The organism is Paenibacillus sp. PastM-3 (genome assembly GCF_029893965.1).
In the GTDB taxonomy this organism is placed as follows: domain Bacteria; phylum Bacillota; class Bacilli; order Paenibacillales; family Paenibacillaceae; genus Paenibacillus_AQ.
Genome location: NZ_JARXXP010000019.1, coordinates 55,131 through 71,447 on the forward strand (window position 1 = coordinate 55,131; position 16,317 = coordinate 71,447).

Here is a 16,317-nt window from a genome sequence, read left to right on the forward strand (position 1 = left end):
CTCCCCTCCCTAATTGAGTTCTTGAGCTTCTTTCAGTTCTTTCCTTACTGCGTCCAGTGAGTTCCTAACAATTTGCCACATATCATAATATTTGTATTCAGCCAGTCTGCCGCCGAAAATCACATTTTTTTCTCTTTCGGCAAGCTCTTTGTAGCTTAGATAACGTTCACTGTTCTTTTGATCATTGACCGGATAATAGGGTTCATCTCCGTGTTCATACTCTTTTGAATGCTCACGTGTTACTACTGTTTTAGGCTGTGTGCCAAATTCAAAATGTTTATGCTCAATTATACGGGTAAACGGGGTTTCCTTATCCGTGTAATTCACAACAGCGTTACCCTGGAAATTAGGCTGATCAAGAATTTCCGAATCAAAACGCAGTGTACGGTACTCTAGCGGACCGAACTGATAATGATAGAACTCATCAAGCATTCCTGTATAAACGGTCTTTGCTGCGATGGTATCAAAGGTTTCCCTTTGTGCAAAATAATCCGTATTCAGTCTGACCTCGCTGCCTTCAAGCAGCTTTTCAACGATTCCCGTATATCCTCCGACAGGAATTCCTTGATATTGGTCGTTAAAATAATTATTATCCCAAGTGAAACGAACGGGCAAGCGCTTAATAATAAATGCAGGCAAGTCCTTGCAGTCTCGGCCCCATTGTTTTTCTGTATATCCTTTAATCAGTTTTTCGTAAATATCGCGCCCCACTAATGAAAGAGCTTGTTCTTCAAGGTTCTGCGGCTCTTCACATTTCAGACGTTGACTCTCTATAATCTTTGCTGCTTCTACCGGATCGGAAACTCCCCATAACCGATAGAAGGTATTCATATTAAAAGGGAGATTGTATATCTCGCCGTTATAATTCGCTATTGGCGAATTGGTATAACGGTTGAATGTCGCAAAACGATTAACATACTCCCATACTTCTTTATCATTGGTGTGGAAAATATGTGCGCCGTATTTGTGCACATTAATCCCTTCCACTTGTTCCGTATAAATATTTCCTCCGATATGATCACGCTTATCAATCACTAGGCAAGTTTTATTACATTTCATGGCTTCATGTGCGAATATAGCACCAAAAGGCCCTGCGCCGACAATCAGGTAATCGTATTTCATGAGTTTAATACCACCTTTTTAGATTTCTCATAAATTTCAATTCCCGCTTTTCCGTCAGGATGTAAGATTTCTGCACGACGGAGTTCGACCTGCTTGTCCAGCCGTTGTTCGAGCCAAGGCTCCAGAACGGGCTGCGAAATCATATCAAGGAATTTTTCAAGCGTTAAGATATACGGATCCTCCAAGAATTCACTGTTGTTAGCGTTATGGAGTTCATCCTCCATTCCTTTGGCCAGGAAATCCAGGAACTTGCTTAGGCCCTCTGTAATTGTGATGTTCTCTTGACGCAAAGAGCTGCTCTGTGGATCGAATTCGATAAACTGGTTGCTCTGCTTATCTGTGAGATAGATTTTATCTGCAACGTTTGAGGATACATAATAATAACCACTGTGAATGCTTTCAGATGAACTATCACCTTGCAGGATATTTGGACAAAAATCATTGGCATAAGAAAACGAATGATCTCCCAAGTTAAATTTAACCATCCGATGTTGCTCTGCAGGCACTAAATATAGATAATTGTTGGATAATACTATTTTTTGAAATAGTCCAAATCCATCTACCGGTATTTCTTCGAGATCTATACTATACTCAGTCATCGTATTATCATCTGGATTAAAACGGACTAAAGCTGACTTTTTCAAGCCTAACAACCAGTAAATTCCGTCAATCAGCATTATATCTGTATATCCGCATTTATCAGCGCTTATGGGATTCAGCTTTGCAGCTTTGCTACACAAATCAATCTCCACTACTGCATTGGCATTGGAAAATACTAGAGTAAGCAAACCCTTTGCCTCATTATAAACACCGTTAGAGAAATACCCTAACTCAGGGTCGCAAATGTTTTGGACGGGCTTTACCCAGCTGTCTATAATTTCTGTGCTGTTATCTTCCATATTCAGCTTAACAATACCGGGATATTGTAACGGGATGAAGTAGAGCGAACCCTCAGCCTCAATTATTTTCGAAAACTTACTCTGGGCATTATAAGTTTTTTCTGACGGCACTGGCAGTTCAACGTATTCAAAGGATTCACTCGTTAAATCATATATAGCTATGGCCGCAGCGGAATGCGGGGAGAAATAAAGTTTATTGCCGCTTTGATGAATGGTATGGTACACTCTCCAATCAAACACTTTTTCACTTTCAAAACTCCCCATATACTCTACATCCCAAGTTTTCTTATTTAACCGGAAGAAACCATTAAAATGCAGCGTTAGAAACCACAAATATTCCTCTGTATCACACAAACTGCCTACTTGGAGCAGAAGATCACTCATATCCATATTTTGAATCATCACAGGTTTTGGCATACACTGATACATCTGCATTAGTGAAGTGCCATCTCCATAAAAAGCCGAGCTTACACTTAAAGCCCTATGCAAATCAGCCGTATCATCATAAATTCCATATTCTTCTGACTTGTACTCCTTAATAAGCTGTGTATATTCATCAAAGAGAACCGGACGCATGGAACCGTAAGTTGCCACACTTAAAGGATGCGGCCGCCACCAAAGCGCTACATCATCACGGTTGTGGAAGGTGCCTAGTACAGACCGAAGCTTGGCTATATACTTTTCGTCCCCATTAAGAATAGGGCCTATGGATGTATTATAAAGCACTATTTTTTTCCAAGAACCATCAGGTTTCTCAATCCGCTTTTTCCATTGATTAGGCAGCTTGAAATCCTCCGGCTTGGAGTTTATTACCTTATCAAACTTTGGCGAACCGGATGCTACAATCTTTTCCTTCACATTTCCGAAACGGCCAGCGCAATTATGTTCCTTTTCAAAGGCTTGAATGGCACGGATGTAACCGTTGCGCACCTCATTAGATTGTACAAACACTCTGTCAGAATAGACAACACCTTCTACAGTACATAAGTGCTCATCCACGTTATTATTGGACGTCACAAAATACGGGGAGTAGCACAGCAGTCCCGTATGTTTTTTAAGATTTTTGCTGAAGTAATTCGGATGGACAACTGTAATCCTGTTAAACTCGTCGTAGCCGTTATGAATGAAGCTCACATCCGGGCGGCGTTCTTCTATATTATAGTCTTGCCAATCAACGATCGGCACATAGTCTGGATATTGATTTCCTTCATATTGTATTTGCCCTAACCTGCCATCTGGAAGCCTGTCATAATACGGAATCGGAACCACGTACGCATCACACTGGGGATCCGCTTGCGCGGCAAGCCATATTGATTCAAGAGCATCCCACATGGACGCCTTGTAAGGGAAAAATGCAACCTCGATTTTGCTTGGCTTAAGCACATTTTTAATGCTGTTTTCAATCATCCAAAGCTCTTTCTTCAGTTGCTTAATGAAGCTTGCATTAACAGTCTCAATTTGCACAGCAATATTATAAAGACTCGTGTGGTATCCGGTTAACAACTCAACCGTCCGTGTATTCTCAATTTCAATATTTCCTATATACTCACCTATATATACTGCCGCATCCTGACAATCGCCCAGCAGGTTAATTACAGTAGAGAAGTTTTTTTTGGAAAATTGCTTACTGATCTCCTCAGTTGCCTCATACAGTGTTGTTATTAAATCAAGCATTTGCTTCTGCTGGTATTTCCTCATCAAACTTCCACTCCTGTATGAATGTTATGTTCTTCCTCTGCTTTATTTCTGTACACACGGAACTCACTATATTATATAACTTATATCGGTTATAAGCCTCTTTTGATAAATAGTCTGCATAAATCGACAAAATAGACGGAGAAAGCCCCGTAGTAGCTAACTTACGACATATGATCCTCTCGTATGAGACGAATTCAAAGTTTCTTCAAAAACAAACATAATCAAACTTTACATAATCCCCCTAACAACAGATGTGCTATTGTAATCTCATACATTTGTACGAGGGAGTGATTTGGCGTTGAATGAACATTTGAGTATCGCGATGGATGCATTAAATGGCTACCCGATAACCTGCAAATCAATAGAATTTATAGCCCAAAGCGGAAATACGATCTATAAGGTCACTGACCTGGACAAGAATAGTTATAGTCTCCGCTTGCATCGATCTAAAGGGGGTGCCCTTGAAAGCTTTTGGAGCAAGCCGGAAGTGATCCGTTCTGAAATGGTCTGGCTTCAAGCCTTGGCCCTGGAAACAGATTTAACCGTGCCGGCGCCTTATAAGAATAACCACGGGGATTTCATTACGAGTGTGAACGATATTAACTGTACTTTACTAAGATGGGTGGAAGGTGAGCAGAAGCCTTTTATTCCTACAGTAGAGGACGCGGCGGCTATAGGGGAAATGACCGGCAAACTACATCGGCAAGCCTCGAATTGGAGCATCCCAAGTGCATTTGAACGCCCTTCCTTTGACAGCTCCCGTATATTGCAATCCCTGGACAAGCTCAGAGAGCGATCTGATGCAGGTATGCTTAACGCCGATGATTCAGCGCTTCTTCAGCAAGCCGGTCAACGAGTTATTGCAATGATGAACACTATTGAAAGAACCTCCGGCAATTGGGGAATGATTCATGCGGATTTAATTCCAAATAATCTGGTGTTTCATGGAAAAGGAGTACGGCCGATCGACTTTGGCGCTTGCGGGTTTGGTTACTATTTAGTTGATCTTGGCTGGACATTTTCCTATATCCATCCTGCTTTTAGAGACCAGCTTCTTCAATCGTATTCGCAATATTATCCGTTACCGGATAACTATATTGAGTTGTTGGAGGGCTTTTTTATTGCAGCGCAGCTTGAAACCATGAATTTCTGGCTCGGTCTGCCTGACTGGCAGGAATGGCTGCCTGACCATATTGGTAAATTAGCGGGCAGGGAGGTTAGTGCGTATATGAACGGTCAATCATTCCTCTTTAGTGGGAAACCTTACTGGGAATAAGCTGGCACTTTAGGCAGCCCAAAGTTCCTATGGCCATTTTTTTCATCCAATCCTTTTAATGAATTTAGCAGGAACGCCGCCGGCAATGATGGTCCCATCTCCGATCGTGATCATTTGCGAGCTCTTTCTTTTGCTTAATAAGATTTATCGCATAGCCGTGAATCCGGTCTGACGGTAAATGCTGCAGCATCTCAAAGGCGACGTCGCGTATGGCTTCATTATCACTTTCGGTAAGCTCGAAAATAAACTGCTCGTCCAGCGGAAAGCGCACCTTTTTAAACGTCCACAGTAGTTCCAGCTTTATTTCCAGATCGGTTTCCCGGACAGCGTATTCCGCTAATCTAAGCAGCTCATCTTCTGTAGCGGTCCTTGAATAACGGAGTGCCAGCCCCGGCTGCGGAACCCGCCCTGCCTTTCCTTTGCTGCTTCTACCAGTTCTTCTACGCATACTCCCCAAGCTGAATAACAATGCTCTTAAACGCAGAAAATCCATCCAGAGACGTTAACCACACACACAGCCATTCCAGGCTTTCCTTTACTGCAGGATTGTTGAGGCGGGGGAGTGATCCGAGCAGTGCATTATATTTTCCATATAACGCTTCTCTCGCTTTACTGCTTCCATCAGCAGCAAACAGATATAAAAGCTCGCACAACTGACTGAAAAGCCCTATATCCCGATTCTTCTGCATGAATTTGCGGATAATCGCCTTTTCAAAATAGCCTTTATCCATTTTCTCCCCATCAATTGCTGACCTCCGGCGGCTGCTCCTCCAGCAAAATAATAGCTTCTCCCCGTTCCTGTCTAATCTGAATATTCTCTTTACCCCAGGAGCACATCATGTCAATGATTCTATTGGCTGTAACTCCATATTCCGTTAGGCTATATTCGACTTTGCTGATAGACAATTCGAGCTCACGAAGCTGCTGGATCAGCACCTTTTGCGAAATACCTGTAATACTGTGCTGTAGCTCGCTGGTTCTCTTTGTGCCGGACATCAGTAAACATATGATCAACGCTTTCCATTTGCCGCCGATAATCTCCAGAGTCGCCTCTATGCCCAGATGATATTGCTTCATATAATAACACCCCATCCATGCTGATCTATCAAGCCAGATAAAAGATTTATTATCGCATTCCGTGTCAGGCCGAGTCCAGTACACACTTTGAGGTAACCATCTTACTTTATTGTGTGTATTTTCATTTGCCAAAGCCTGCAACATAATGATCATATCAACTATACGGGGTTAAAGGAGAATTCAAAATGAAGACACTGGTGATTCTGGCACATCCTAATCTTGAGGGTTCAAGGGTAAACCTGAGATGGAAAGAAGAGCTGCTACTATATCCAGACGATGTTACCCTTCACGAGCTTTTCAAAAAGTGTCCTGACTGGAGCATTGATGTTCCAGCCGAGCAACAACGATTAGAGGCACATGACCATATTGTCTTTCAATTCCCGCTGTATCGGTACAGCTATCCGCCCTTATTGAAGAAATGGTTTGATGATGTCTTCACTCATGGATGGGCTTACGGATCAACAGGAGACCGGCTGAAAGGGAAAAAGCTGGGCCTCGCCATGTCCATCGGGGATAAGCAGGAATTATCTGCCTGAGGGCTCCGTTTCTTTTACCGTGGATCAGGTGACAACGCCTTTCAAAGCCAGCACAAAATGATACAAGCTCAAGCCTATATAATCTCCCGTATCTGCATGTGCGTATTATATTGAACAGGGTTGGGTATAGATCCTGCCTTTGTATGCGGGAACAAATCCTAATACTCTTCTTCCTCATATTCCGTTTGTTCACTCTTCTCCACAGACGTTATTTTTTCCACTGTCCATCCCCATGCGTTTTTCTTCTTGTTGAACCTTCTCTTTTGGATATAATCGACCTTGTCATCATTTTGAATGTTGTGTTCCTCTACCAATTTAGGAGAGATAAATGCATCATTTACAAATGCAAATGGCTTCGTGTATTCCTTATCAACATAACCGCTCCCGGTTTGAACAAAATTAGATAGAAATGTTTCATCCCCCGGTGCAAGCTTATAAAGCTTAAATAAATTCGGTCGCTTTTTATCTTCAACCATTCTTACTTTTAGAGCTTCATCGGTTATCCAATGATGCGTTTCTTTAATGGAATCCATGTAGAAATATCCATCTTTTATCATTGAAAGACTGCTATTTCCCAGGTATGCAAAATTGACTACACCTTTATCTTTATTGATATAGGTAACAAAAATATTGGTAAACGGAAGCGTTCGATATAGGATTTCTTCAGCTTGGTCAGCGAATTCTTTCAGGTCATCTCTACTTTTAGCCGGCTTCGCTTCAAGATACCAGCTTTCACTTTTCCATTTTTCAAGCTGCTGAGATATTTTTCCCCATTTCTTCATTCGAGTTGAGATCAATTCATCCAATTCAAATTTTGCATGTGAAGACATCTTTTTCTCCACAAGAATCGGGATGATTTTTTCTTGTAAGCCAACTATCATTTCTGGTTTAGACTTACACAGTAATCCTGCACATAAGCAATTGAATTTTTCATCATCATTTCCAAGTTCACTAATTAAATCCCACACCCAGAAGTCCTTGCTTTTCGTTCTTGCAAATGAAGTAACAGTTTCAAGGGCTTCATCTTTTCGGTTCACTTTTATCAATAATTTCGCTTTATAATACAGGAGCCATTCAAACGAAGGATTTTTTCGTATATGTATATTCAGGACATCGATCATGGAATGCAGCCTTTGTTCCGTTACCATATAAAGATCCAATGATAACAGCTTCTTTGCATGAAAATTCAGAACAAATTCTGCCAATGGCCTAACTTCTACACTCTCGCCATTATTATTAGTAAAGTTAGTCTTCTGAAGATCTCCCCGGTCAAACCAATCGAATCCAATGATATCCATAAACAGGAGGTAATTAGCATCATTTAATCTCCCGATCATTTCCTTAATTAGGAAACGCGATGCGGAAGATTTACTATTCACATACAGCCCTCTGTTCTCAATAAACTTCGCTTCATGGCCACAAAACCTCAACAACTCTGGAAAAACGTTATTAGCAAACAGTTCTCCTTTCATGATTACCCTTCGAATGGACCACAAAATTGAATTGACTAACATTTTCTTTGAATCGTCAGTTGTAGACTCATTGAAAAAACAGCTTTCAAAAGATAGCACTGCATTATCATTCAAAATTCTTAAATTGTTGCTGTACCGGTCCACATTTCCTTCAGAAATTTTCAAATAATCATACATAATCCAGCCAAAAGTGATTACTGCATCTTCATTGTCTTGATTGGCTTTAAGATACGGAAGGATTACTTGGAATGCCTCTTGCAGCTTCTCCATTTTCCTCAGCTTCTTTGCTTCATCAATGGGGTCTTGATCCAGTTTCCCGCCGTTGCGCTGGACCTTCTCAGTTATTTTTCTTAACTCCATTAGTATTTCAGTTATTTCACTATCTTCTTTATTTAGTTTTAATTGCTGCACAAAAAGACTTTCATCGATCCGCTGGTTAGCGAAGTCTTGCAACAATTTGAATTTCACAAAGTACTTGGTGCAAATTTGATACAAGTCATCGTTATGGTTTTTTGTTGTGTACATTTTGCACCTCCATTAGTCTAAACCATAAACTTCCTTTATCAACTCAACGATTTTTGAGAAAAGTTCCTTACTTCCCTCAATGTAAATGAATTTAGAAATCATTCCATCACCGTTATACCAAAGCTGGACATCGACATTATTATTTCGACTCACTAAATGTAATAACAAATTCCATTCATGATGACCCGAAACCTTCATTTGAATCTCATCTTTTTCTAAAATACCAGCAAGCTCTTGCATATACGGTTTCATAACGCCAATTTCACTAGAGACATCCTTTCGAGCTGGTTGCAGTAATGGCAAAATCATTCCAAAATCCTCTTCTTGGCCGGACTTCAATCTTGGAATCTTCATTTCACCTTTCCCATTATAGTCGAAGAACAATTCAACTTTTCGGTTATTCATCTCCAGAGTGACAATTTCCAAATAATTTTTCGGGGCTATATTTAAGATAGTTGCCACACCTGACAACTTCGTTTCCAAATAGTTTTGAAGCTGTTCGGTAGAAGTTTGTTCCCCATTGGTGAGTGACAAAATGTAGTTCTTTTTATTTGGAGTGCTTACAGATGATGACTCACAAAATTCCGTTTTCAAAAAAGGAGAGATGGGTTTCCAATTAATCAGACGAACATGATTTAATCCGCTCGATATCCCTGTATAAATCCATTTGAAATATTCCTTATTCGTTCTGCCTCGATTTTCTTCCTGGTTGGTATTAAAGAACACCGTTTCAAACGAATAAGCCATTGCCTTATTCACTGTCATCGCCCAACCAAACTTTACTCTCGCAACATTTAAAAGCTTAAAATATTCGCTTGTTGGTACTTTTAATTTTTCCAGCACTCGATCTCTGTATGTTTTCTCAAAACAAGTCAACTTCCGTTTGTCTTTGGAATCCCGGTAAAGTCCTTTCCCGTCTTTTTCAATTATCGTATATTGGTCAGGATGTTGTAACATTTCTTGATATTCGGTGCTACCTTCATATGGTTCGTTCTTAAAAGCAGCCTCTTCATAGCTAGATAAAACCATTTGATACGCAATCATCTCGTTTTTTTCCAGCTCATTCTTATTAGCTTTCAAGTAATTGTCAAATACAAGCGTTTCAATGATACATCCGTCTTGGAGCTTGATTTGGCAAGGAATAAATCGCAGTATTACTTTTTCGCCTTTAATGACCATAGCTTTTTCGATTATACGGTCATGATCAACAGTGATCACTTCGCCAAAATAACCATTGTCCACCCTTCTAGGTTCCACAAAAGAAAAAGGTTGTTCCATACTATCAAATGGCGAGATATCGTTTTCCACCAAAGCCGGCCGATAAGCGTGAATGGTTGTGTTAAAGACTACATAATCCTTTGCTGCTATTTCTCGACCATTTTTAATAAGATGCTTTTTTATCCAAGTATTCACTTTATTTGCTTGCTCATTGGAAAAAACCAGAATCTTACTGCTATTTGGACTTAAATAGGCTTCCTTCAACACCTCTGTTTGGTCTTTCTTCTCACAAACGGTAATCTCTTCGCTTGAATACACAAATAGCTCATTGTATCGGTCAGCCCGTATATTCTTTGAAATCTTATTGCATACTTTAATGATTTCAGAGCTCCCTTCATGATCCGGCAACTCGATTTTCCCTATCTCTGAAGAAATATTCCGGCTAGCAAGAAGCGCTTCCAAGTATTCTGGATTAACTGCATTTTCAGTGTTCGACCCGTAACTCAGCTTATTTCTGTCTCCAATGAAAATAACCTTTCGCTCGGGATTAGACTCGAAATCAAGATAACTTAACACATCATCTAACAAATCCCCGGAACCGAATTGTAGCACGTCTGAATCAAAACTCGAATTCGTAATCAGTTGACTATCATCGATAATGTACAAGGCCTTATTTTGACCATGGATTTCATCATGTCCCTTTAAAGGAATATTCTTTTTGTAAAATTCATCGATTGTTTCACCCTTGAAATCATATACAGAATTAAATAGTGAATCCACTTCCTCTAGTTCGGGATTGTTTCTCAGCATCTTCCTTCTCAACCGATTAGAGTAAGCAAATACTGGAGCATCATTAAAACCTAAATCAAAGGCGATTTCTCGAATATCTGGAATGAGTGCAGTCTTACCACATCTCGTATTACCTGTCAGGGTCATAACTTTGCTGTCAGATGTTAGGAACTCCCGGATTTGCTGTAGATAATTGCTATTTTTAGTTCGTCCTTCAACAGGAAATTCTTGTAACTCCGGTTCAAATTGAATATCGGAGTGGTATTTATCCGCAGCAAATAAAGTCTCTGTAAACGTTTGTCTTCCCTTTTCCGACAGATAATTCAGATCCTCATCAACCAGCACATCAATTATGTCGACAATTTTGTTGAGATAATGGGTTGAATCAACAATCGAAAAACTGATTTGGAGCTGTCTTGGAATCCTACCAACCACTTCTACTTTATCCTGGAAGCAAACTACAGTAGATATAGACTTACGATCAAAGTCGTATAATCGAAATTTAAGTTCATCAATCAGCTTCATCCGTTGCTTGCCAAGTTGACTAAATGGATTCGGAGCGCTGCCTCCTTTAACAGTTACCTCACCATTTAACGTCCATCTACCAAATCTGAAGTTTTCCTCAGACGGAAGCTCTAGTGTCCCGCTATAATCTTTGAAATCAATAATAATAATTTGGTTTTCAGTAACCAACAAGCAGTCTATTTGCAAATCTTCTCGCACAATACACTCTGGCATTCCAAGTAAAATACCGTCCCACTGTCTTTGCTCAAACACTTTAGATAACTCAACCGATATTTTTCTGAAAAATTCGTTTTCGTACGATTTTGAGGATTTGCCCTTGCGAACCTCTAACATATCATTCTGCCTCCCTATAATGTTCCTTCCTTGATGAATCCATTCTTTAACAATACCTTCTTTGAAGTCTTATTTAAAGGTATCACTTCTGCCTGCATATTGCTGAAAGGTAATTAGAAATTGCTTTTTCCTGTATTACATCGAAAAAAAGCGGGAGCATTAGCGCTCCCGCAATGAATCACATAGCCTCTGGTCTAGAGTGCCATTCCTATTGTGCTTAATTCCTCGTGCTTTCGATTCGTCTTATGTTCTCAGTGTCCCGGGCCGGAGATGAACCGAAGAAGCGGGAGTACTCGCGATTGAACTGTGAGGGACTTTGGTAGCCAACATGATATGCGGCACTGGCTACTGGATAGCCCTCAAATGCAATAAGGTTCCTGGCCTCCAAAAGCCTTAATTGCTTTTGAAATTGAATAGGGCTTAAACCCGTTGCCCTTTTAAACTGACGGTGAAAGGTATTGATAGCCATCCCGGCTTTTGATGCCATCTCGCTGATGTCTAGTGGCCTCATAAAATTAATGCGAACCCAATTTACAATTTGGGAAATTTTAGATAGATTACTTTCCTGCAGACCCAATTGCCTCAGATACCATCCTTGCGGTCCCGTCAGAACACGATAAAGAATCTCGCGCTCATAGGCTGGTGCAAGGGCTGGAATATCTCTCGGAGTTTTCAATAACCGCAATAAGCGCAGCCATGCCTCCATACATTCAATATCCATTTCACAAGCTGCGAAATGCCCGGAAGCAGTCGGTAACAGATTTTCAGGAAGATCTCTTAACAAACTCTGAAGAACGCTCTGATTCAGCTTGAGACCCAGTGACAGGTAAGGACGGCCATAACGGTCCGGATGTACACTCGCCATTGCAGGAACATGCATCGGTAACACGTAATAGGATGGCCCTTCCAGGTCAGTGCTGCGCTCCCCGATTGAAAGAATCTTAGTTCCTTGAACCGTAAAACCAATCATCGGCTCGTAGAGCGCTGCGAGTTGATGAGCGGGAATGTCTCCCTTAATCATACTCAGCCCCGGTACTCCGGTTTCAATCTGCCGGGTGCCTGCGTCTTTCATCAGATCCATTATTTCATTAAGGACGTTATTCATGCACTTAGTTTATCACACGACTTCTTACCTCTCAACACAGCGTTGAAAACTCCGGAATTTTTGTGCTACTCAGATGTAAAACATCAAGGATAATTCGGGAAATCAACAATCATCGTGGTGTTATTAGGCAATCAAAAGGCATTTTCAGGTCTGTTTTATTGCAACAGATGCGACTAAAATTAAAGCCAGATCAAACATAAAACAAGGAGGATCTTATGAAAATTGCGATTGTAACAGGCGGAAGTAATGGCATTGGAAAAGCGACAGCGCTTGAGCTGGGCAAGCGCGGAATTAGCGTCATTCTCACATACAATTCCTATAAGGACCGGGCAGAAGCTGTCGTAAAGGAAATTGAGAAGAACAAAGGCGTTCGGGCATTCGCACTGAAGCTGGATCTGACTCAAATATCAACATTCGAAGGCTTTATTCTGGAAATAAAAAAGAGCCTCCAGGACATTTGGGAAAGAACAACTTTTGATTATTTGGTTAATAATGGCGGTGTCGGCGGACCCATGATGCTCTCTGAGATGAGCGAAGAATACTTCGATAAGATTCTTAATACGAACTTCAAAGGACCGATTTTTTTAACACAGCAGCTTGTCGGATTCATGGAGGATGCTGGGGCTATTGTAAATATCACAAGCTCATCTAAAAACCAATCATTTCCGGGATACTCTGTCTACGGCTCGTTAAAAGCAGCATTCTCCACTTGGACCCGCTACATCGCCAATGAACTTGCTCCCCGCCAAATTCGGGTCAACGCCGTTTCGCCCGGTCCTACGCACAGCAATTTTGGCGACGGAGTATTTGATAAGCATCCTGAATTCATCAAGCCGCTGGCTGAGCAATCTGCGTTTGGCAGAATCGGGCAACCCGAAGATATGTCGAAGGTCATTGTGAGCTTATTGTCCGATGATTTCGGCTGGGTGACTGCCCAGGACATTGAAGTGTCTGGCGGACATTTGCTTTAAGAAAGCTGTTCTCCCATTTTCGACTGTTCAAAAAAAGAAGACGCGCAGGTTTCCTGCTGTCTTCTGTGTATTTAATACAAAATCCGGTCATTTCACATCAGGTCATTCCTCGGCCATTTGATTAATCAACAAAGTCATCATTTATTCGAATCAGGGTGCCGCGGATTGACCGTGCCAAAGAAATGATACGGTGTTATCCCATTTGCCAATAGGCTATCTGCCAACGTGACCAATTCTTCCGAGGATAGATCTTTGCCGTTGCGTATCCAGAGGCGAAAGATAGATATTAATGTTGATATGTAAAACTCAATTATGTATGGTGCTAGGACATCATTTGTTGGAAAGTCTACAATCAATCTCTCAAAGGGAATTTCTCTTTTCAGGCGTTCAACAAAATGAACATAACCATAGTCCCCGAAGAGGGCTTTAAAAACTGAAATTTCCTCTGCATTTTCCAAGCATTGAAGTGCATCTTGGAAAGTATGTGCAGAAAACTCTCTGCTTGCCATTTCCTCGTTAATGGATTTCAATACACGTTCTTCAACGTAGTCCAACAACTCATAGATATCCGTAAAGTATTGATAAAATGTACTGCGATTATATCCTGATTGGTTAGCAATCTCTTGAATGGTTATTTTTTCAATTGGTTTTTGGCTATATAAATTGCAGAATACATTTATAAATGTTTGCCTTGTTTTATCCGTCATTTCAGGTTGCTTTTTCATGATTGGCCTCCATTTTCTGTTCAATCGATTATCCGACAGATATTAAAGATCTGATGGTTGATGGCCGTATAGTGAATCTATACAATAACATTATACAACACGTTGTTTGATCATCAACAAGGATTAATATATATGTTCAGGAGGCTAATATGAGAATCTTATTCTTCGGTAGAGGTGTAATATCGACCCAATATGCTTGGGCTTTTGAACAGGCAGGGCACACCGTTGAGTTTTACGTTAGAAAAGGGAGAAAAGAAACCTTCGGAAGCAACATAGAGCTTGAAATGTGGGACGCACGAAGAGGGAAACAGCTAATAAAAGAAAGCTGGAGCGTTAAATTGCATGAGGAGATTAGCCCAAATTATGATCTCATTATTGTGAGCGTCAACACGGAACAACTTCCAGAAGCAGCACAATTATTATCGACTGCTGCTGGAACCACCCCTGTCCTCATATTCAATAACGTTTGGCAAGATTTGAAATCATCGATCGCACCATTGTCTATGAACAATGTTGTCTTTGGGTTCCCGGGAGGGGGCGGTGGCATCACGGACAATAGGCTTAGAGGCGGCTTTTTGAAAATGATATTTCTGGAAAAACCACGGGTAGGCACTGAACATATTAACAACAAGGTCAAAGAATGTTTTGAAAGTGCCCATTTTAAAATTAGTTGGGTAAAGGATATGCAAAACTGGCTATGGATTCACTTTGCCATGAATGCAGCTATGGAGACCGAGGTGTTACAACGGGGAAGTTTTCCAGCGCTCATGAACCATAGTGACTCATTCGCAAATGTGGGTAAGCATATGAGGGAAATGATCCCTGTACTTAAAGCAAGAGGTGCAAAGAATGATATGATTTTGCTACTCTTAACTAAGATTCCGCCGGCACTTCTTGGCACGCTTTTTAACAAGGTTATTTTAGCAAAGGGCAGCTTACCGCGACTTTTCATCGAATACAACAATAGTAAAGCAGGTTTTGCGGTATCTGAAGTTGTGAGAGAAGCAAAAAAGCTAGGCATACCTTTGCCACGTCTTACGATGGCATTTGAAAATACGGAACATCACAAAGCTATTGAAAATTCCATATCATAGAAATCTGCAGGATTCTCTGTCATCTGAAGGACATGGAGCGGCGGGATGCCGGGCGTACCACACAAAGAGCCTATTCCCCGGCCGACAACCGGATGATAGGCTCTTTGAACGCCGCGGTAAGGCATCTGTTATTCAATCACGAGCCTTCGTGAGTCTCCTCACTCTACCACTCCCTGCTTCCTCCATTCCTCAAACCGGTAGAAGGTCTCCAGTACGACTTTGATTTCCTTGTCCCAGGCTTCCACCAGTTTGTCGTTGGTTGTCTCGTAGATTACCTCTCCGGTGACCAGATTCCCTGATACGCCGCAAATGCAGGCTGCGCGCAGATCCCGGAGATGAGCAATGGTAAACAGGGCCGACGCCTCCATCTCGATATTTTGAATCTTCAGCTTGTGCAGTTTCTCAATCCACTCCTGCGTTTCCCCGTAAAAAGCGTCGTCAGTGGCGCTGATGCCCACATGCACTTTGTAATCATGTTCTTTCGTCAGCTCCCTGGCTGTCTGGATAAGGAGCTGGTTAAGTTCGAAGTCCGGAACGGCCGGGAATACATCGGGCACGTAGAAACGGGAGGTCCCTTCGTTCTTCATCGCCCCGGTCGTCACCAGCAGATCGCCGATGGCGATGCCCTCCTGTATGGCTGCCGAGCTTCCGATACGGACAAATACCTTGGCGCCAATGTTAGCCAATTCCTCCATGGCAATCGCCGCTGACGGGCAGCCCATCCCGGTGGAGGTCACAGAGACTTTAACGCCCTTGTAATAGCCGGTAAACGTCCGGTGCTCACGGTTATTCGCCACAAGCTCCGCCCCTTCCAGATATTTGGCGACCATGTCGCTGCGTGCCGGATCGCCCGGAAGCAGTACGTATTCGCCGACGTCACCGACGCCGCATTTAATGTGATACTGCTTGCGTCCAAGCGTTTTTTCTGCCTTGTTTAAAATACTCATGGGTG

14 protein-coding genes and 1 pseudogene are annotated in these 16,317 nt (G+C 41.7%); 4 read left to right on the forward strand and 11 right to left on the reverse strand.

Annotated features, from left to right (window positions below; translation table 11 throughout):
- Positions 1-9 precede the first annotated feature (9 nt).
- Positions 10-1,122, reverse strand: coding sequence for a UDP-galactopyranose mutase (glf, locus tag M2108_RS22530; protein WP_277471622.1), 1,113 nt, complete (start codon positions 1,120-1,122; stop codon positions 10-12).
- A complete protein-coding gene (locus M2108_RS22535) occupies positions 1,119-3,719 on the reverse strand; it encodes a hypothetical protein (RefSeq protein ID WP_277471623.1) in 2,601 nt (866 codons plus the stop codon). Before M2108_RS22535 ends, glf begins: the two co-directional genes overlap by 4 nt.
- 298 nt (positions 3,720-4,017) lie before the next feature.
- Between M2108_RS22535 and M2108_RS22540 the strand changes: the two genes are divergently transcribed.
- Positions 4,018-4,995 carry a phosphotransferase enzyme family protein gene (locus tag M2108_RS22540; protein ID WP_277471624.1) on the forward strand — a complete coding sequence of 326 codons (978 nt, stop codon included), beginning with the start codon at positions 4,018-4,020 and terminating at the stop codon, positions 4,993-4,995.
- A 64-nt stretch (positions 4,996-5,059) separates the two neighbouring features.
- Here the strand turns inward: M2108_RS22540 and M2108_RS22545 are convergent, their stop codons facing one another.
- Genes M2108_RS22545 through M2108_RS22555 form a run of 3 tightly spaced genes read right to left on the reverse strand, consistent with a single transcriptional unit; the run spans position 5,060 to position 6,072 of the window.
- Positions 5,060-5,443, reverse strand: a complete 384-nt coding sequence (locus M2108_RS22545) for a hypothetical protein (RefSeq protein WP_277471625.1) — start codon at positions 5,441-5,443, stop codon at positions 5,060-5,062.
- On the reverse strand, positions 5,436-5,726 hold the full coding sequence (locus M2108_RS22550) for a hypothetical protein (protein WP_277471626.1): 291 nt from the start codon (positions 5,724-5,726) through the stop codon (positions 5,436-5,438). The genes M2108_RS22545 and M2108_RS22550 overlap by 8 nt, the downstream gene beginning before the upstream one ends.
- A 10-nt stretch (positions 5,727-5,736) precedes the next feature.
- Positions 5,737-6,072: a winged helix-turn-helix transcriptional regulator gene (locus M2108_RS22555; protein ID WP_277471627.1), complete on the reverse strand. Its 336-nt coding sequence runs from the start codon at positions 6,070-6,072 to the stop codon at positions 5,737-5,739.
- A 185-nt stretch (positions 6,073-6,257) separates the two neighbouring features.
- Between M2108_RS22555 and M2108_RS22560 the strand changes: the two genes are divergently transcribed.
- Positions 6,258-6,608, forward strand: a complete 351-nt coding sequence (locus M2108_RS22560) for an NAD(P)H-dependent oxidoreductase (protein ID WP_277471628.1) — start codon at positions 6,258-6,260, stop codon at positions 6,606-6,608.
- A 158-nt stretch (positions 6,609-6,766) separates the two neighbouring features.
- On the opposite strand, the gene M2108_RS22565 is transcribed toward M2108_RS22560, so the two are convergent.
- The 4 genes and pseudogenes from M2108_RS22565 to M2108_RS22580 form a co-directional block, all read right to left on the reverse strand.
- The gene (locus M2108_RS22565; protein ID WP_277471629.1) at positions 6,767-8,605 is read right to left on the reverse strand and encodes a DUF7017 domain-containing protein; all 1,839 of its coding nucleotides are present in this window, start codon (positions 8,603-8,605) and stop codon (positions 6,767-6,769) included.
- A 12-nt stretch (positions 8,606-8,617) separates the two neighbouring features.
- Positions 8,618-11,470, reverse strand: a complete 2,853-nt coding sequence (locus M2108_RS22570; RefSeq protein ID WP_277471630.1) for a nuclease-related domain-containing protein — start codon at positions 11,468-11,470, stop codon at positions 8,618-8,620.
- 17 nt (positions 11,471-11,487) lie between these two features.
- A pseudogene (locus M2108_RS22575) lies at positions 11,488-11,574 on the reverse strand (GNAT family N-acetyltransferase); the annotation flags it as partial.
- A 113-nt stretch (positions 11,575-11,687) separates the two neighbouring features.
- Complete coding sequence (locus M2108_RS22580; RefSeq protein WP_277471631.1) at positions 11,688-12,575, reverse strand: AraC family transcriptional regulator; 888 nt, start codon at positions 12,573-12,575, stop codon at positions 11,688-11,690.
- Between the two features lie 215 nt (positions 12,576-12,790).
- On the opposite strand from M2108_RS22580, the gene M2108_RS22585 reads away from it, so the two are divergent.
- Positions 12,791-13,546: an SDR family NAD(P)-dependent oxidoreductase gene (locus M2108_RS22585; protein ID WP_277471632.1), complete on the forward strand. Its 756-nt coding sequence runs from the start codon at positions 12,791-12,793 to the stop codon at positions 13,544-13,546.
- A 137-nt stretch (positions 13,547-13,683) separates the two neighbouring features.
- On the opposite strand, the gene M2108_RS22590 is transcribed toward M2108_RS22585, so the two are convergent.
- On the reverse strand, positions 13,684-14,271 hold the full coding sequence (locus M2108_RS22590; protein ID WP_277471633.1) for a TetR/AcrR family transcriptional regulator: 588 nt from the start codon (positions 14,269-14,271) through the stop codon (positions 13,684-13,686).
- Between the two features lie 149 nt (positions 14,272-14,420).
- Between M2108_RS22590 and M2108_RS22595 the strand changes: the two genes are divergently transcribed.
- Positions 14,421-15,365 (forward strand): ketopantoate reductase family protein, encoded by a 945-nt coding sequence (locus M2108_RS22595; RefSeq protein WP_277471634.1) that lies wholly within the window; start codon positions 14,421-14,423, stop codon positions 15,363-15,365.
- A gap of 158 nt (positions 15,366-15,523) precedes the next feature.
- On the opposite strand, the gene M2108_RS22600 is transcribed toward M2108_RS22595, so the two are convergent.
- Entirely contained in the window at positions 15,524-16,312 is a 789-nt protein-coding gene (locus tag M2108_RS22600; RefSeq protein ID WP_277471635.1) for a nucleoside phosphorylase, read from the reverse strand.
- Between the last annotated feature and the right edge of the window lie 5 nt (positions 16,313-16,317).